Origin of the sequence: Vibrio sp. 2-1-2a (assembly GCF_032648565.1) — a bacterium.
Classification (GTDB): domain Bacteria; phylum Pseudomonadota; class Gammaproteobacteria; order Enterobacterales; family Vibrionaceae; genus Vibrio; species Vibrio diabolicus.
Window position 1 is genome coordinate 644063 of sequence record NZ_WBOH01000001.1, and the last position, 18146, is coordinate 662208.

An 18146-nucleotide genomic window follows, 5' to 3' on the forward strand; every position below is an offset into this window, starting at 1 on the left:
AAAAAGCCGCAACAATGCGGCTTTTGGATCGTAGAGATAAAACAGACTATTTTGATTCGCGCTTATCGTGCGGTTTACGCTTGTTCTTAGGTACGTAATTTAAAATAGAAATCGGCACTGGCTTTCTTGGTGCAAAGCCGTCAATTTCCACTCGCTCTAGCAAGTGCCCTAAACGGCTCTCGATCATACAAAGGTTTTTAAAGTCATCTTTTGAGACTAATGAGATCGCTTCACCTTGTGCGCCAGCACGACCAGTACGACCAATACGGTGTACATATTCATCTGCTGGATACGGTAAGTCGTAGTTAATAACAACGGGCAAGTTATCGATATCAATACCGCGCGCTGCAACACCAGTTGCGACTAGGTACTGTATTTTACCGGCTTTGAACTTTTCTATTAATTCCTGGCGAACACGCTGATTACGGCCACTGTGAAACGCTTCAGCCACAATGCCGCGCTTTTCAAGTTGGCTAACAAGCTTGGCAGCACCGTGTTTGGTTTCAATAAATACCAGTACTTGTGACCAGTCGTTTTCTTTGAGCATGTGACTTAACAGCGACGACTTCATGTCCTTATCGACGGTGGTGATCCACTGCTTGATGTTCGACTTAGATGCACTGTGCTTTGCAATCGTGATCTCTTCAGGATCAATAATCGCGTTTTTCGCCAAATCACGAACAGGGTTAGATAGCGTTGCCGAGAACAGCAGACTTTGAACATGTTCTGGCATGCAATCGACGATCTTATCGATCGCATCGATGAATCCCATGTCCAACATTTTGTCCGCTTCATCAAGCACTAGCATTTCCACTTCATCAAAGTGAATAGCGCGTTGACCGTACAGGTCAATCAAACGTCCCGGCGTACTTACCACAATATCGACACCCTCGATCAAGGCTTGTTTTTGTGGCGCATAATCCACACCACCAAACATCGCCATTGAGCGCAGCGGTAAGTTTTTACCATAAGCTTCAATGCTTTGATGAACCTGAAGCGCAAGTTCGCGTGTGGGCGTAAGAATAATAGCGCGAGCACGTTTTTTACGTTGCGTTTCGCCTTGGCTAAGCTTTTCTAAGATTGGTAGAACAAAACTGGCCGTTTTACCTGTCCCCGTTTGTGCTGCGGCAATTAAGTTGCTACCACGCAGTACGATTGGAATGGCTTTTTGCTGGATAGAGGTCGGTTTTTCATAACCTAGCGCTTTTACTGCATCAGTAATCGATGCGCTTAAACCAAGCTTAGAAAATGGCATAGAAACGTCTCAACAGAGGAAATGGGCGCGTAGTGTATCAGAATCCCAGTGAAGTAACAGAAGGATTCATGCGCGTAGAGCCCGATAATAGAGCGCTGCATGATTTACTCGCAACATCACATTTCTTGCGCGTGAATCTAGTTATGCTGCTAACGTGTACATTACTGGGAAACGTTATGGACGTATTACTGCTGGTTGGATTAATCGCACTCAATGGCGCGTTTGCGATGTCAGAGATCGCTCTAGTCGCAGCCAAAAGCGGAAGGCTAAAATTAATTGCAGAACACAACGCCTCTGCCGCTTTAGCGCTCGAACTTAAAAACAATCCGACTCAGTTTCTTTCCACGATCCAAATAGGCATTACCGTCATCGGGCTATTAAGTGGTATTTTTGGTGAAGCAACGCTTTCAGTACCATTCGAAAATTGGTTAGTAACCCAAGGGCTAGAAAGAGAGATAGCAACGGTACTTTCAACGACGAGCGTCGTGCTCATGATCACCTACTTCGCGATTGTGGTGGGAGAACTCGTTCCCAAGCGCTTTGCACAAAACAACGCAGAAACCATCGCTATTATCGTAGCTTATCCGATCCACTGGCTCGCCAAGCTCACCACTCCTTTTGTCTTCTTATTGACATTTTCAACCGATACTTTTCTCCGATTATTGCGCCAAAACGACAGCAACGGTGAGATTGTTACCGAGGAGGATATTTTTGCTATTGTTAGCGAAGGCTCTGAGTCCGGTGCGATTGAGCCACAAGAGCAATTGATGATTCGCAACTTACTCCACCTTAACGATCGTTTAGCATTATCGCTAATGACACCACGGTGCGATATCCATTACCTAGATGCCAACCAACCTATTGATGTCATCCTTACTGACCTTCGCCAAACCCAACACTCCGTATGGCCAGTCTGTAAGGGTAGTTTGGACAATATTATTGGCACCATTTCATCCAAAGTCCTGCTCGATGAATATGACGAATTGTCTATCAGTAAACTGGCTAAACAGCTCAAGCGTCCGCGTTTTGTACCCGAGTCCATGAAAGGGTTACCTCTCCTTAACTACATGCAACAAACCAGTGCGGAAATGGTCTTTATTGTCGATGAGTATGGTGATGTACAAGGCCTAGTAACCCTTTACGACTTGTTAAAGTCAATTGCTGGAGAACTGGGCATGGCGCCACAGCAAGTGTGGGCCAAACAACAAAAAGATGGCAGTTGGTTGATGGACGCGTTGATCCCGCTCAATGAGCTCAAGAATAAACTCGAACTGAGCAGCATAGAAGGCGAAGAGCGAGAAGGCTTTCAAACATTAAATGGGCTTTTGACATGGCTTTATGGTCGAGTCCCAAATGTTGGGGAGCACATTCACTACCAAGGTTGGCGATTTGACATACTCCTCGTTAAAAAACATCGCATTATGCAAGTCAGAGTCACCAAAGACACCGATACATCAACCAACAATAGCGAAGTGGAATAAAGCACGGCCCTATCCCATCAAATTGGGCTGTAAACCTTTCTCTAGTTTTTTCCGTACTTTATAGGAAACATCATTAAGCGTGATTTTTCCTGTATTGTGACGATCGATACCCGCATTTTGTCGGTATGCAATCGAGCCTTGCTTGAACAAAACGAAAGAAGACGGTTTGCCAATCGCAGCAGGATAGAGAATTGCCATATACGTATCTTCCAGACTATTAATTTTATGGCGATATGGCCAGTAATAGGCTTTTACATAGTCAAGTTGCTCGACCGCGCTCATCCTCGCAAGAGTTTTCGTACTCACTCCTAATGACTCAGCGGTAGAGGGCATAAATTGAATTAACCCTGTCGCCCCACTTCCTGAACCATTTTTGATGCTTGGACTGAAGGTTTCAGCGGTTTCAAATGCCATGCAGGCCATCAGATGATTAGGGTTGATCTCCAGCTCTTCACTAATACGGATGACTTTGCATTTGAACTCTGGAGAAACTTTGCCTCCCCACGCCACCGCATTCTCGGGATCAACAACCGAAGAGATCGTTGACGCGTCGTGTTCTTTGACAATTCGAGAAAGTAAAGGAAGTGTTTGGCGCAGTCGATGGTTCGAACTCACCAAGCGAATTGATTTGGCAAGAAACTTATCTTTTTTTTGGTGCAGTTTTTGGAACTTTACTAATTTATACAGTTGCTTATAAACCGTTTTCACAACGAAGCCGGATTTAGGGAACACTCCCAAAATGTAATCCATTTCCTACACGTTTAATATAAATATCAGCAACAATGAGTATGTATGTGATCACAATCACTATAAATTTTCTCAAATTCGATACACCTCGAAACAAGTGGTCAAGATGTCTCCAGTAAGCTCGAAGTACAAATAAAAAGGTATTGTCGAGAATAAAAAAGGTCTTACCAATTTCTCGGTAAGACCTAGGTTTACGCATCCTCAGCTAAGAGAATTTATACTCTTACAGTTCCGCTTCTCGAACCAGCTCAGCGAGCGTCGACAAACGTTGTTCGCTTTGTTTTACGTAAGGGTTGTTTGTATCCCAAGCGTACCCAGCCAAAATCGCGCTAATCATCTGCTTAATACGTGGATTCGGGTTTTGGTAGAAAATCACATCTTGCAATGTGCCGTTGTACCACCCCTCCACATAAGTACGGAATGTGTTCACCCCCACCATCAAGCGTTCCGAATACTCTTCTTGCCAGTCAACCACTTCACCATTTAATTGACGAGCTACGCAATCGGCCGCAAATTCCGCTGACTTCATGGCAATAGTAACGCCAGATGAAAACACAGGATCAAGAAACTCCCCGGCATTACCAAGCAGTGCGTAGTTTTCTGTCGCTAAACGTTTGACGTTCGCTGAATAGCCACCCAACTCTCCTGTTGGATTTGGGTAATTCGCATTTCGCAACAAAGAAGCCAACCCCGGCTCTTCATTCGCCAACTGCTGCAAAGCTGCAAGCTTATCTTCTGGGTATTGCTCGAAAAACTCAGGCTCACCCACCACACCAAACGAACATGTACCATTCGAGAATGGAATTAGCCAGTACCATACATCGTGATTTTCAGGATGCACGGAAATCAGAATTTTATTACGATCGTACTCTGGCTCTTGTGGAGAGATACGATCTTCAATGTGAGTAAATATCGCTTTTCTTGGAGGAAGACAAGAAGGCTCTTCAAGATCCAACAAGCGTGGCAAAACACGGCCAAAACCACTCGCATCCAAAACAAAATCAGCTTCGATTTGATAGGTCTGTTTATTCGGCCCAACAACTTCTAAGCGCGATTTTTTGCCTTCAAACGCCAAGCTAACTAGCTCATGTTGATAACGAATATCGACGCCCTGCTCTGCGGCACTGTCGGCGAGCACTTTATCAAAACTGGCACGTTGCACCTGAAACGTCGTACCCGGCCCTGGGGTATATTTGTCCGTAAAATCGAACTGGGTGTAAACACCATTGCGACGAAATGCAGCGCCATCTTTATATTGGAAGCCAAACTGCTTTACCGCATTGGTCATTCCGGCTTGCTCGACAACTTCCATACATGCAGGAAGCAGGCTTTCTCCGATAGAGAAACGTGGAAAGGTGGCTTTTTCTATGACAACGACATCTATGCCACGCGATTTTAATAACGCAGAAACGGTGGAGCCAGATGGGCCCGCTCCTACGACGACAACTTGCTTGAGCTCTGTTTTCATTCTGAATTTAGTTTGCTTGTAATTTTAATAAGGTGTGACCAAGGCCAATGTTGTCGGTTCTTTCGACGACAGATAAACCTGCCGCTTCGACAATTTCTAAGAAATCATCACTGCGATAAAAACGACTATTGCCGTTGGCTAAACAGGTAAAGTAGAGAGAGGTTGCATTAAGACTATAGGAAGCACCCGCGTATTTTTGGGCATCCCAAAATAGCTCTAATACGTAAATAGTATCTCCCTTCGTTAACTGGGCTTTGACTTTTTTAAGGATATTTAGGATCTCAATTGGTGAAAAGCAATCCAAGAACTGGCTCATCCACCATACGTCAGCATGCTCAGGCAATGTTTGTGCTTTATCAAGCATGTTGGCAGGGTATGGACGTACACGCTCGGCGAACTGGTTTTCTGATACATTTGACATCGCCACTTCTAATTGCTGCGGCAAATCGACAATGGTAACTTCAACATCAGGATCATGCTTACAACACTGAATAGCCCATTTCCCGGTATTTCCGCCAATATCTACGAGGTGCTTTGGCTTGCTTGCAAACACTTCTTTAAGCAGTAATGGAAACGAGCGATCCGAATAGAAGTGATCGAACTTAAACCAACTCTGCTTAGCTTGGTCTGGCAGCGTCGACAGACCTTGATAAATCGTCTCCCAATTGCCCAACTCTTTCAAACCTGAAGGCTTACCTTCTTGAATCGCTTCCGTCAGATGCATCATCGCGGCGTAACAGACATCAGCCGTAAAATCCATGTTTGCGTTCGTCATACCATCGTGAAGAAGGTAAAAACCAAGGTTCGCAAGCGAATAGTTAGGTCTTTCCCATAAAACAATATGTGCGCTAATCGCCATATCCAACAATACTTTGACACCATATTCTGACACGCCCGTTTTCTTGGCAATGTCCGTGGCACTCATGCCTTGTGAACCGGCGCTGTCTAGCGCGGCTAAAATACCTAAATCTCGGAGCGTTCTGGCGGTCTGGAACACGATTGGTGCAAAAGATAACTTCTGAGCTTCTGTTTTTGCTTCAAAAGCATTAAAAGGGTCATTATTTTGATTTAACACGGAAAAACCTAACTGCAATTAATATTTTTATTGTTTAGACTGAGAGCCTAACAATGCAATAGCTCGTTGAATATCAACATTCAAGTTGTTTATCCAACGATTGTAATTGCGATGGATTTTGCCATCACTGGCTTTTAGATTTACTGAGTTGAGATAAATAATTGAGTAATATTTGTTGTTATATGGAATTTTTACTTCTGCAAAGTGTTTACGAACGTGAATTTTTGCAATAAGAACGCCTGGGCTTACTTCTTCAATCGTCCAACCTCGGTTGGTTGCCGATTGCACAATGGCCATTTTTACTTGTTTATTTTGAAGATCATAAGCAACTGGAGTATCCTCCACATTCATTACAGGTTGTACTCGTCCACAACCGACAAGAAGCAAAGTTAATAATAACGAGACATACAGCTTAAAACGCGACATGATAATTTCCTTTTTTATTATGACTTTGGGTAAAGCCCAATTTGTATCGAGCTGTAAAATAAACAATTTAACCCAATATGCCAAACTCGAAGATCAACATTTCGTTCAATATTGATGCGTGGACAGCGAATTCATTCGGTTTATCCGAATCCAATGAATGGAAACAATGGGCAACAGAGATAACATGGCCAGAAGATGGCAAAATCAATGTTGCAGATATTCCTGCGATGATGCGCAGAAGAATGAGTCCACTTAGCAAACTGGCAGTGCAAACGGCAATCGAATTGCTTAATCAACATCAGGTTGATTACCTCGTATTTTCGAGTCGTCATGGCGAATTGCATCGCAGTGTCGCGTTAGTTAAAGATATTATTAACGGTGAAGAAGCGTCTCCGATGGCTTTTTCTCAGTCAGTGCATAATACCGCCGCAGGGCTTGCCACTATTGCAACCAAACAGCCCATCCCCCTAACTTCGATCGCTGCGGCAGAAAACACATTCCAAAGTGCAATATTAGAAGCATGGCTGTTTTTGTCCGACAATCCTGACAAAAAAGTCCTGCTTGTTGATTTTGATGAGCCTATGCCTGACTCTTATTTAGAATATGAAAACCAACAATACCAAGGGTTTGGACTCGGCTTGATACTTTCTCATGGAGATGGCTTCACGGTGCAAAGCGGCATCAGTGCAAAATGCTCAAACCACCCGTTGCCACAAGGCTTAGCGTTTTTGCAACACTACTTGTCAGATGAAAATCAGTGGACTATTCACGCTCCGCAACAAATTTGGGAATGGCAAAAGCAATGAGTCGCTTAAATCAGTATTGGCGTGTGCTAGCAACCGGCTTCTGTTTTTCAGTATTTGGGTTAGGTGGTTTAGCACTAAGCTTCATTGTTATTCCGACCATTCGTATTTTCGTTTCGGATCAAACCGAACGTGAATATAAAGTTCAAGGTGCCATTCGATATTCATTCAACACCTTTTGTAAATTGATGAAGTTAAGTGGAGCAATCGATTACGAAATTATTGGTGCCGATATTCTTCAACAAGATCGTAATTGTTTAATTGTTGCCAACCATCCTAGTTTAATCGATTACGTTCTCATTGCTTCACAATTAAATCGCTGCGACTGTTTAGTAAAATCGGCAATATGGTCGAATCCTTTTATGAAGCACATCGTAAAAGCAGCCGGATATATTCCCAATGAAGCGCCGGATGATTTATTAGCACTTTGTGATAAACGATTTAACAAAGGCAACGTGTTGCTTATATTTCCTGAAGGGACAAGAACAACACCTGGTGTAGAACCAAAATTACAACGCGGCGCAGCACAAATTGCGGTAAGAACAGAGCGAGATTTAAGGGTTGTCCATATTACAGTAACGCCAAGTTTCCTCACAAAAGAGAAAAAATGGTATCAAGTACCGGCAACAAAGCCTTTTTTCAGGGTTGAAGTTAAGGATAAAGTTGAGATTGACCCTTTTATAAAGCAAACTACGTCGCCGACAATAGCGGCGCGACGCTTACAACAGCACCTAGCTGAAAACATTTTTCCAGAAAACTTTTATTAATAAGCAGGTCCCAGTGGAACAGTTACACAACGACATTAAGCAACTTATTATTGATGCTTTAAACCTTGAAGATTTAACCGTAGATGATATTGAAACGGATGCACCACTTTTTGGTGATGGACTTGGCTTAGATTCTATCGATGCACTTGAGCTTGGACTCGCAATTAAAAAACAATACAACATCGTTATTGATGCCGACGACTCAAACACGCGCGAACACTTTGCTTCTGTAGCAAACCTAGCGAAATACGTTTCTTCTCAAACTAATGAATAAGTTGTAGGTATATTCATGACTGATGTAAATAAAGATCAAGTATTTGAACAAGTTAAAGATGCGCTTGTTGAGCTGTTCGAAATTGACGCAGCCGACATTCAGTCAGATGCGCACTTATACCAAGATCTCGACCTTGATAGCATTGACGCCGTTGATTTGGTCGTACACCTACAGAATGTCACTGGCAAAAAAATCAAGCCAGCAGAGTTTAGTGCTGTAAGAACCGTTGACGATGTGGTTAACGCCGTCACTGAGTTATTGAAGGAAAGTTAATGCGCCAATTGCTGACTGGTCTGTCTGCAATTGTACTGTTTGCCTACCCCTTCGCCGTCTATTTCGGTATAGATAAATTTGGCTTGAACTTAGTCGGGGGCTTGTTAATTGCTGCGTTACTTTTGCGTGTTTTCATCGCAAATAAGACCCCACTAAAAGAGTTTAAATTCTTGGCGCTCGCTACGGGCGCTGTTGGCATTGTTCTAATTACACTTGGCATGGTGTTTAAACAACACGGGTGGCTTCAGTTTTACCCTGTGGTTGTCAATGTATGTATGCTGTGTGTCTTTGGACTGAGCTTAAAACAGCCGCAATCAATCATTGAAAGGCTTGCTCGCTTGCAAGAGCCTGACCTTCCGGCTAGTGGCGTGGCTTACACACGCAAAGTCACGATGGTTTGGTGCGTTTTTTTTACGCTCAACGCTGCCGTTGCACTCTATACCTGTTTCCTACCAGTAAAAATATGGACGCTTTATAACGGCCTCATCAGCTACTTACTTGCTGGTGGCTTGTTCGCTGGAGAATGGATCGTGCGTCAATTTGTTCGAAAGGAACACTAATCGTATGAATACAACGTATTCGAGCTTTACCTCCCTAGAGACCTTGTTCGTCGCAGAGAGGCCTGAGCAATCCCCTGTCTCTTACGATCGCGACACAGTTATCACTTGGGGTGATTTCCAGCAGCACGTCGCAACGCTTGCTCAGCAGTTAGAAACCCAACCAACGCAAAACATTGCGTTGTGTTTTGGCAACAGCTACCTGTTTGCCGTTGGCTTTTTCGCTTGTTGTTATGCAGGAAAATCCATTGTATTACCTGGTAATTACCAACCAGAAGCACTCAAAGAGCTCAGTGATCACTACGATTTGTTGCTGCATGATGCCGATGTCTCGGTTCCAGAACTGGTGAGCTCGCTTTTGATCGAAGCTCAATCATTGCTAGAAATCACTGTGATTAACGAGCCAAAAGCCAAACAAACTTATGTTTGGCGTGAATTAAACCTGGCGGAAATACCGGTAACGCTATTCACTTCTGGTTCAAGCGGCAAACCAAAAGCCATTGCAAAAACGCTGAAACAGCTCGATATCGAAGTGTCTATTCTAGACAACCTATGGGGCGACACGGTTGCCAACACACGCGTTGAAAGCACCGTCTCTCATCAACACATTTACGGCTTGCTGTTCCGCGTATTGTGGCCTTTGTGCTCTGCACGTCCATTTTCAGCACACAACCTTGAGTTCCCAGAGCAAATTGTCCATCACGCCGATGCTGACACCGCGCTAGTAAGTAGCCCTGCGTTACTTAAACGACTCAGTGAGGAGCATAATCCGGTTGCAATTCGGTGCGTATTCTCTTCTGGAGGCCCCTTGCCAAACCAAGCCGCGCAACACAGCCAGCTGTTGTTTGGGTCACTTCCTATTGAAGTTTTTGGCAGCACAGAAACCGGCGGCATCGCTTACCGTCAGCAGCACTTAGCCAGCACTCCTTGGACGTTATTCCCAGGTGTTGAAGCAAAGCTTAACCATGAAAATTGTTTAAAGCTCCGCTCGCCACACATTGATGAAAACACTTGGTACCAAACAGCGGATGAATGCTATTTCCATGATAGTATTTCTTTTGAATTGCGTGGACGCACTGACCGAATCGTCAAAGTCGAAGAAAAGCGTATTTCCCTTGTCGAAGTGGAAAAACGTTTAGAGCAACTGCCGTGGGTTCAAGAAAGCGTGGTGATCCCAATGGAAGAATCAGGTCGCCTCACGTTAGTCTCGATCATCGTACTTAACGATAAAGGCAGCGATGTGCTTGATGAACTTGGTAAAGGCAAGTTCTGGCTTGAGCTTCGCAAGGCACTGCGCAATTGGTTAGAACCGATCGCTATACCGAGAAAATTCCGAGTGGTCGACGAAATTCCATTGAACAGCCAAGGCAAACGCCAAGTTGCTGAAATTGAAAAATTATTCCAATAAAGCTAGTAACATGGAAAAAAGAAAACCAACTATTCAGAATATTGAAGTGAGCGACCACACCGCGGAGCTGTCGCTGCGTGTGGATGCTGACATCTTAGATTTCCAAGGTCATTTCAGTCACTTCCCTCTTTTACCCGGCGTCACTCAAATTGATTGGGCGTTGTTCTACGCCGTTCAATATTTGAATACTCCCAAGATATTTAAAGGAATGGAAGTCATCAAATTTCAAGAGCCGATTCTGCCAAACACCGACGTTTGTCTCTCACTCTCTTGGGACAATGATCGCGAGAAATTGACCTTTAAGTACACATCGAAAAACGGTGAAACCTTGGTGACTCACTCTTCAGGCAAAATGAAACTGGGTGAGTCACGTGAGTGATTACCGTCCCTGCTTTTTAATTCCTTGCTACAACCACGGCAGCACAATTGCAGACGTGGTTGCGTCGTTATCCTCTTTCGCTTTGCCAGTGCTGGTCGTGGACGACGGCAGCAATGAAGACACCAAACAAGCGCTTTCAGCTTTGAGTGAGCAAGGACTGATAAAACTGATTAGTTTGAGCGAAAACCAAGGTAAAGGTGGCGCGGTAATGGCTGGCCTACATCAAGCTCACCAGCTTGGTTTTACGCACACCATTCAAATCGACGCAGACGGTCAACACGACCTAGAAGCACTACCCAAATTGCTCAGCGCCAGCGAAACAAAACCAGATAACCTGATTTCTGGCCAACCGATATACGACGAGAGCGTACCTAAAGCCCGTCTGTATGGTCGCTACGCTACGCACATTTGGGTGTGGATAGAAACCTTGTCACTGTCTATCAAAGACAGCATGTGCGGCTTCCGCGCCTACCCAGTGGCGAAAACGGTCGCCGTGTTGAACAAGTACAACATCGGCAAACGCATGGATTTTGATATCGAAATTCTGGTGCGAATGTACTGGGAAGGCGTCGATATTGATTTTGTTCCAACGCGCGTGATCTACCCTGAAGGTGGCATTTCCCACTTCGACGCATTGTGGGATAACGTCAAGATAAGCTGGATGCACACTCGCCTATTTTTTGGCATGTTGCCGCGCATCCCTTCGCTACTCGCCAGAAAGCGCCGTCACACAGATGACAGCAATGCCCACTGGTCGAAACGAAAAGAACAAGGCACAATTTTAGGCATCAAAACCTTACTCGCGGTATACCGCTTGTTCGGCAGAAAAGCGTTCGACCTGATTTTGAAGTTAGTCATGCGCTACTACCACTTCACGGGTAAATCTGCCCGCGAAGCGTCTGAGATTTACCTGAACAACTTACAGCACTACGCAGCGCAGCAGAACATCGCACTGCCAAAACAGTTGGACAGCTATCATCATCTGCTTTCTTTTGGGCGTACCATGCTCGACAAACTGGCAGCATGGCAAGGTGACTTTAACATCGATAACCTAACCATTCACGGCCAGCATCATTTCGAAGAGATGGCGCAGAAAAAACAAGGCGTGCTCATTTTAGGCTCGCACCTTGGCAATATCGAACTCTGCCGCGCGCTTGGTCGTCGACACTCTCATGTCAAAATCAATGCCTTGGTATTTACCCAACACGCTGAACAATTTAATGCGGTAATGAAGGCGGTAAACCCAAATTCGGAACTGAATCTGATTCAAGTCAGCTCAATGGGACCAGACACCGCGATTCTGCTTCAACAAAAAATCGAGCAAGGCGAATGGGTAGTGATCGTTGGCGATCGCACTTCCACCAGCAAAGAAAATCGTGTCGTTTGGGCAGATTTTCTTGGTAAACCCGCACCATTCCCGCAAGGCCCATTCATGCTGGCCTCGGTATTAAAAGCGCCGGTTTACCTACTCTTCGGCCTACGCGACGACGAAGCAAACACTCCGCATTTTAATGTGTACTTTGAACACTTTAGTGACCAAATCACGCTACCACGTAAGGAGCGTCAGCAGGCACTAGAACGCGTTGTTCAACAGTACGCACAAAGATTAGAACACCACACACTGCAAGCGCCGTTACAGTGGTACAACTTTTTTAACTTCTGGACTTTAAGTAATCAGCCACATGACAAACAACAATAATCACAACATCACTTTTGGTACCCAATCTTTAACCATCGAAGATGTCGTTGCCATTGCTCAAGGTGCAAAGGCAAACATGAACACCTCGCCAGAATTTATCGCGAAAATTGATCGTGGCGTGGCGTTTCTGGAACGATTACTTAAAGAAGAAGGCGTTATTTACGGCGTGACCACGGGTTACGGCGATTCATGTACTGTGGCGATTCCACCCGCGCTTGTGGATGAACTTCCGTTGCACCTTACACGCTTCCATGGTTGTGGCTTAGGTCAAATCCTTTCTCATGAGCAAGCTCGTGCGGTGTTGGCAACACGTTTATGTTCATTGTCGCAAGGCGTATCTGGCGTGTCTCACGATCTTTTGACCCAAATCGTTACGCTTATCAACCACGACATTGCGCCGCGTATTCCACAAGAAGGCTCGGTGGGCGCAAGCGGCGATTTGACTCCTCTGTCTTACCTAGCGGCGACCTTAATTGGCGAACGTGAAGTGCTTTACAAAGGTGATGTGCGACCAACACAAGAAGTGTTTGCAGAGCTGGGCATAGAGCCAATCCGCCTAAAACCAAAAGAAGGTTTGGCGTTAATGAACGGCACATCTGTGATGACTGCCCTCGCCTGTCTTGCCTACAAACGCGCAGAATACCTAGCGCAGCTTTGCACCAAGATTACCGCGATGGTCTCTGTGGGTATGCAAGGTAATGACTTCCACTTTGATGAAGCGTTGTTTGCGGTAAAACCTCACCCTGGTCAACAGCAAGTTGCAACTTGGCTGCGTGATGATCTCAATGCTGAGCGTCCGCCACGCAATAGCGACCGACTGCAAGATCGTTATTCGCTGCGTTGTGCGCCACACGTGATTGGCATGGTGCAAGACTCACTGCCTTGGCTACGTCAATTAATTGAGAATGAACTAAATAGTGCCAACGACAATCCAATCATCGATGGCGACAACGAGCGCGTTCTGCACGGCGGTCACTTCTACGGTGGTCATATCGCAATGGCGATGGATACGTTGAAAGTGAACATTGCCAACTTAGCTGATTTGCTGGACCGTCAGATGGCGCAACTGATGGATTACAAGTTCAATAACGGCTTGCCGTTTAACTTAACCGGTGCAGAAGGTGAGCGTAAACCGATCAACCACGGCTTTAAAGCGGTTCAGATTGGTATCTCAGCTTGGACGGCAGAAGCGTTGAAAAACACCATGCCAGCGAGCGTTTTTTCTCGCTCAACCGAATGTCACAACCAAGACAAAGTGAGCATGGGCACCATTGCGGCTCGTGATTGTTTACGCGTACTTGAGTTAACAGAGCAAGTTGCTGCGGCTTCACTGCTGGCAAGCGTTCAAGCGGTTGAGATTCGTCGCCGTCATAACGAATTGGACGAACACCACATGAGTCAGAGTTTGCGAGTAATTCGTGACGCCGTACTGAGCGAGTTTGAATGTGTGATTGAAGATCGCCCGTTAGAACAAGATTTGCGTCATTTCATTGAACGCATTCAGCAACGTCATTGGCCACTCTACGCGGAGGTATAATGCAAGAGCAGGTTCTCTACCCATTAGAAGCGGAGGTGACTATGATCACCTCATTCCAAGATGCTGACCCGATGGGCGTGATTTATCACGGCAACTTCTTTCGGTATTTTGAAGAAGCGCGTCGTGTGCTGATGGAGAAGATCCAATACAGCTATCGCGATATGCAAGACTCTGGGTACATGTGGCCGATCATCGACACGCGCGTTAAATACGTGAAGGCGATTCCGTTTAATCACACCATTCGTATTACCGCGCAACTCACTGAGTGGGAAAACCGCTTACGTGTGGATTACGTGATTTACGACGCCGAAACGAATCAACGTATGTGCAAAGCGCACACGACTCAAGTCGCCGTATCCATTGAAAAGCAAGAGATGTGCTTTGTTTCTCCAGCAATCTTTTTAGATAAAGTAGAGCAATGGCATCACCATGGGAGCCTGAACTAATGCAAAAGTGGTTACTCTCTTTTTTGCTGATATTGTCTGTTTCAGCACTGGCAATACCGACAGCAAACGTAACGGATTTGGCATCGCTTCAGCAGCAGTTGTCTCAGCATGAAATCGTACGCGGAGATTTTACGCAGCAGCGTCATCTGGAAATGTTCAGTCAACCTTTAACCTCTAAAGGTCAGTTCACACTGAGCAAAACACATGGCCTGTTGTGGCAACAAACAGAACCTTTCGCAGTCAATTTGGTATTGACGGAAAACAAACTTCGTCAGACTTTTGCCGACCAAGCACCGAAAACGATCTCTGCACAAGAAAACCCAATGGCGTTCTACTTTAGCCACGTGTTTTTATCCGTGTTCCACGGGGATACTTCTGCACTGCAAGAACAATTCACACTCGATTTTTCAGTTGAGAACAATCAGTGGCAGCTCGTTTTAGTGCCAAAACAGTCGCCATTAAATGCGGTGTTTCAATCCATCACTCTTTCCGGTAAAACGCACATAGATCGCCTAACCCTACAAGAGCTGCGTGGCGATAAGACCGAAATCACGTTTACGAACCAGACCTCTCTACCTCAGGAACTCACGGATGCCGAAGACGCTCAATTCCGTTTCTAAACTCAGTCTCGGCACTCACACCTTTGCTCTGGTTTGGCTCAATCTCGTTGTTTTAGCGGGCGCGTTGCTACTCAAACAATGGGTTTGGAGTGCAGAATCTCCGATTGAGACCAACATTTTAAAACTGCTGCCGAAGAACCAACAAAACCCGGTGGCTGAGCAAGCCTTTGAGTCGGTCTCGGCAAGTATGAGCGACAAAGTCATTTTCGTGATCACAGCGCCGGACAAAAATGCCCTTTTTGCAGCGGCCGCTGAATTTGATAAGGGGTTACGCCAAAGTAATCATTTTCGCGATGTGGTAGGAAAAATCTCACCTCAAGAACAGCAAGCTTGGGCGAGTTACTACTTTAAGCACCGCTTCCAATTGCTGACGCCTGAACAACGAGAGCGTTTAAGCCAAAATCCAGAACAGCAAGTGCAGCATGTAATTCAGTCTCTGTACAACCCGTTTTCTGGAGTGACCGGGCAAGAGTTACAAAATGACCCTTTCTTGTTATTTCGTGATTATTTAAGCCAAGTTACCCAGCAATCGTCCTCTTTCCGGTTGGATAACGGCTATCTATCCGTCGAAAAAGACGGTGCTCAATACTTACTTATTACTGCTGAGCTAAAAGACTCGCCTTATAGCCTAACTGGGCAGCTTGCCGTCCCTGATATTCAAGCACTAGAACAAAGCGTCGCTCAGAAATATGGCGCTGAAGTCGCACATACTGGCGTTCTATTTTACGCCGACTTTGGTACGCAAAGTGCAAAATCGGAGATCAGCACCATCGGTGTATTCTCTCTACTCGGTATCATTGCATTGTTCGTATTGGTCTTTCGTAGTGTGATGCCACTGTCTCTGGCACTGCTTTCCATCACCATTGGTTTGCTCGTTGCGTTGTCCGTTACGACGTGGATTTTTGGAAAAGTCCATCTGTTCAGCTTAGTGTTTGGCGCAAGTTTAATCGGCGTGTCTATCGACTACGCATTCCACTACCTAACCGAACGTCTTGCGGCGGGAAATGAATGGGATAGCGAGCAAGGGTTAAAGCATATTTTCATAGCTATCACACTTGGCTTAATCACCAGTTTGATCGGCTATTTGGGCATGTTAGTGGCACCGTTTCCTGGTTTGCAGCAGCTTGCGCTGTTTTCATCCATTGGTCTGATTGCCGCATACATCACCGTGGTGGCTTGGTATCCGATACTGGCTCGTAACCCATCGCGATCCATTTCGAACTTACCAGGACAATCATTGTTGGCGAAATGGCTAACGCTTTGGAATCAACCTCGAATTAAAGTCGGATTGCCGATGTTATGTGTGGTTGTGAGTGGCTTTTTCTTGCTGCAATTGAACTACGATGACGACATTCGTCTGCTGCAAACGATGCCGAAAGATCTCAAGCAGCAAGAAACCTTGATTACGACGCTCAGTGGCATGCAATCTTCACAGCAAATGCTGGTCGTTACCGCCGACGATGACGAAAACCTAATGAAAAAGCTGGAGTCTTTGACGCCAACATTAGAAGCGTGGAAAGCGGACAGCACCATCGAAAGCTACCAGAGTCTGAGTCGCTACTTGAGTTCAGTGGAACGTCAGCAACAAGACTATCAATTGATTCGCGATCTTTACGCGACACAATCCAGCCAACTTGCATCCGGACTGCGCTTAAATAAAAAGCCCAAAATGGACGCCGACTTTATCCCCGTTACGGTTGAACAGTACTTGCAAAACCCGGTATCGGCACCTGTCCGTTTTCTTCATTTGGGTAAAATCAAAGGAAAATCGGCAACGGTTGTGGTGTTAAACCAATTGCAAGACTCCGCTGTTGTTAAGGCATTTGCCAAATCACAGTCTGATGTTGTTTACCTAAACAAAGCTGAGGAAATATCCGCCCTATTTGGTGAATACCGAATCAAAATCATGGAGCTATTGGCAGCCGCCAGTGCTGTGATCTTTCTGGTATTAATCAAGCGGTACGGTCTGCAACACAGTTGGCGAATTTTACTGCCATCATTGATTGCTTGCGCCTGCGGTCTGGCAACGGCAGTCGCGATGGGAACAACATTAAACCTGTTCAACTTGCTTGGCTTGGTACTCATTCTTGGTATCGGAATCGATTACACTCTGTTCTTTGCCGAGAAAGCCCGCAGCGTGAGCACACTATTGGCGATCACCCTTTCGGCAATAACCACTGTGCTGTCATTTGGGTTGCTGTCACTAAGCCAAACTCACGCGATTCACAGTTTCGGCATTACGGTGTTAAGTGGTATTTTTGTCGCTTGGCTGCTCTCTCCGATTGCGATTAAAACAGAGGAAACGACGTCATGATTTTTAACCATGCTTTTCGCTGCGCGGCGTTAATCGCACTGAGTCTGTTTTTAAGTGCATGCAGCTTGGTACCTCACCAATCGACGCCTCAGGTCGATATTGCCGAGCACACCCAAGTTAGCTTGCCCACTCCCGCAAGCTTGGGCTATCAGTTGTCTGCCAGTCAGTTGATTACGGCTTCTTGGGCAATAAATGGTAAAACCACATCTGAGCAACTTCCGGTACAACTGCAAGTAACCAACAACGAAGTGGTGCTGGCAGGCTTCTCATCCTGGGGGACAAGAGTACTGTCATTGTCTTACGATGGAGAACAAATCCAAACCGAAGTACTCAACGGTTTACAAGGTTCGCTACCGCAGCCAGAACAGGTATTATTTAACCTGATGATCACGCTCTGGCCGAGTTCCGCTTGGGAAGGATCGTTAAATGAGGTAAGGTGGCGAATTATTGATAAAAATAATTCTCGCGCCATCTTTGATAGCGACGGTGAAAAGATCATTGAGATTCAATACAGCTCTTCTAACAAGTTAGAGGGTAAGATTGATTTTCATCACCTCAAACATCAGTTTTCAATTTCTATTCAAACACTGCAACATCAGATTAATTAAGAACAATTT

The 18146-nt window shown here is 45.4% G+C and carries 19 protein-coding genes; 14 read left to right on the plus strand and 5 right to left on the minus strand.

Features of this window, described 5'->3' with window-relative positions; all coding sequences use genetic code 11:
• Positions 1-46: 46 nt before the first annotated feature.
• Positions 47-1255 (minus strand): DEAD/DEAH box helicase, encoded by a 1209-nt coding sequence (locus F7Y48_RS02980; RefSeq protein ID WP_316680929.1) that lies wholly within the window; start codon positions 1253-1255, stop codon positions 47-49.
• Positions 1256-1431: 176 nt separating this feature from the next.
• Between F7Y48_RS02980 and F7Y48_RS02985 the strand changes: the two genes are divergently transcribed.
• Positions 1432-2736 (plus strand): hemolysin family protein, encoded by a 1305-nt coding sequence (locus F7Y48_RS02985; RefSeq protein ID WP_316680931.1) that lies wholly within the window; start codon positions 1432-1434, stop codon positions 2734-2736.
• Between the two features lie 9 nt (positions 2737-2745).
• Here F7Y48_RS02985 and F7Y48_RS02990 read toward each other — a convergent pair whose 3' ends face one another.
• The 4 genes from F7Y48_RS02990 to F7Y48_RS03005 all read right to left on the minus strand — a co-directional run bounded on the left by F7Y48_RS02990 (position 2746) and on the right by F7Y48_RS03005 (position 6452).
• A complete protein-coding gene (locus F7Y48_RS02990; RefSeq protein ID WP_316680933.1) occupies positions 2746-3486 on the minus strand; it encodes a transglycosylase SLT domain-containing protein in 741 nt (246 codons plus the stop codon).
• A 220-nt stretch (positions 3487-3706) separates the two neighbouring features.
• Complete coding sequence (locus F7Y48_RS02995) at positions 3707-4951, minus strand: NAD(P)/FAD-dependent oxidoreductase (RefSeq protein WP_253643804.1); 1245 nt, start codon at positions 4949-4951, stop codon at positions 3707-3709.
• A gap of 7 nt (positions 4952-4958) precedes the next feature.
• On the minus strand, positions 4959-6026 hold the full coding sequence (locus F7Y48_RS03000; RefSeq protein ID WP_243327091.1) for a methyltransferase: 1068 nt from the start codon (positions 6024-6026) through the stop codon (positions 4959-4961).
• 27 nt (positions 6027-6053) lie between these two features.
• A complete protein-coding gene (locus tag F7Y48_RS03005) occupies positions 6054-6452 on the minus strand; it encodes a hypothetical protein (RefSeq protein ID WP_005390458.1) in 399 nt (132 codons plus the stop codon).
• 77 nt (positions 6453-6529) lie between these two features.
• Here F7Y48_RS03005 and F7Y48_RS03010 point away from each other — a divergent pair, with 77 nt between their 5' ends.
• The 13 genes from F7Y48_RS03010 to F7Y48_RS03070 are packed head-to-tail and all read left to right on the plus strand — an operon-like array spanning position 6530 to position 18137.
• Positions 6530-7258, plus strand: a complete 729-nt coding sequence (locus F7Y48_RS03010; protein ID WP_182019047.1) for a beta-ketoacyl synthase chain length factor — start codon at positions 6530-6532, stop codon at positions 7256-7258.
• Complete coding sequence (locus F7Y48_RS03015) at positions 7255-8022, plus strand: lysophospholipid acyltransferase family protein (RefSeq protein ID WP_085343439.1); 768 nt, start codon at positions 7255-7257, stop codon at positions 8020-8022. The genes F7Y48_RS03010 and F7Y48_RS03015 overlap by 4 nt, the downstream gene beginning before the upstream one ends.
• A 13-nt stretch (positions 8023-8035) precedes the next feature.
• Positions 8036-8296: a phosphopantetheine-binding protein gene (locus F7Y48_RS03020; RefSeq protein WP_005382278.1), complete on the plus strand. Its 261-nt coding sequence runs from the start codon at positions 8036-8038 to the stop codon at positions 8294-8296.
• Positions 8297-8311: 15 nt separating this feature from the next.
• A complete protein-coding gene (locus F7Y48_RS03025; RefSeq protein WP_005382279.1) occupies positions 8312-8569 on the plus strand; it encodes an acyl carrier protein in 258 nt (85 codons plus the stop codon).
• Positions 8569-9129 (plus strand): hypothetical protein, encoded by a 561-nt coding sequence (locus F7Y48_RS03030; RefSeq protein ID WP_161443470.1) that lies wholly within the window; start codon positions 8569-8571, stop codon positions 9127-9129. The genes F7Y48_RS03025 and F7Y48_RS03030 overlap by 1 nt, the downstream gene beginning before the upstream one ends.
• A 4-nt stretch (positions 9130-9133) precedes the next feature.
• Positions 9134-10534, plus strand: coding sequence for an AMP-binding protein (locus F7Y48_RS03035; protein ID WP_316680941.1), 1401 nt, complete (start codon positions 9134-9136; stop codon positions 10532-10534).
• Positions 10535-10544: 10 nt separating this feature from the next.
• Positions 10545-10913, plus strand: coding sequence for a 3-hydroxyacyl-ACP dehydratase (locus F7Y48_RS03040; protein ID WP_316680943.1), 369 nt, complete (start codon positions 10545-10547; stop codon positions 10911-10913).
• Positions 10906-12612 (plus strand): glycosyltransferase family 2 protein, encoded by a 1707-nt coding sequence (locus F7Y48_RS03045; protein WP_316680945.1) that lies wholly within the window; start codon positions 10906-10908, stop codon positions 12610-12612. Before F7Y48_RS03040 ends, F7Y48_RS03045 begins: the two co-directional genes overlap by 8 nt.
• Positions 12596-14149, plus strand: coding sequence for an aromatic amino acid ammonia-lyase (locus F7Y48_RS03050; RefSeq protein WP_316680947.1), 1554 nt, complete (start codon positions 12596-12598; stop codon positions 14147-14149). Before F7Y48_RS03045 ends, F7Y48_RS03050 begins: the two co-directional genes overlap by 17 nt.
• A complete protein-coding gene (locus F7Y48_RS03055; RefSeq protein WP_256949286.1) occupies positions 14149-14595 on the plus strand; it encodes an acyl-CoA thioesterase in 447 nt (148 codons plus the stop codon). The genes F7Y48_RS03050 and F7Y48_RS03055 overlap by 1 nt, the downstream gene beginning before the upstream one ends.
• Positions 14595-15215 (plus strand): outer membrane lipoprotein carrier protein LolA, encoded by a 621-nt coding sequence (locus F7Y48_RS03060; RefSeq protein ID WP_316680951.1) that lies wholly within the window; start codon positions 14595-14597, stop codon positions 15213-15215. The genes F7Y48_RS03055 and F7Y48_RS03060 overlap by 1 nt, the downstream gene beginning before the upstream one ends.
• Positions 15187-17529 (plus strand): MMPL family transporter, encoded by a 2343-nt coding sequence (locus F7Y48_RS03065; protein ID WP_316680953.1) that lies wholly within the window; start codon positions 15187-15189, stop codon positions 17527-17529. The genes F7Y48_RS03060 and F7Y48_RS03065 overlap by 29 nt, the downstream gene beginning before the upstream one ends.
• A complete protein-coding gene (locus F7Y48_RS03070) occupies positions 17526-18137 on the plus strand; it encodes a DUF3261 domain-containing protein (RefSeq protein ID WP_316680955.1) in 612 nt (203 codons plus the stop codon). Before F7Y48_RS03065 ends, F7Y48_RS03070 begins: the two co-directional genes overlap by 4 nt.
• Positions 18138-18146: the final 9 nt, after the last annotated feature.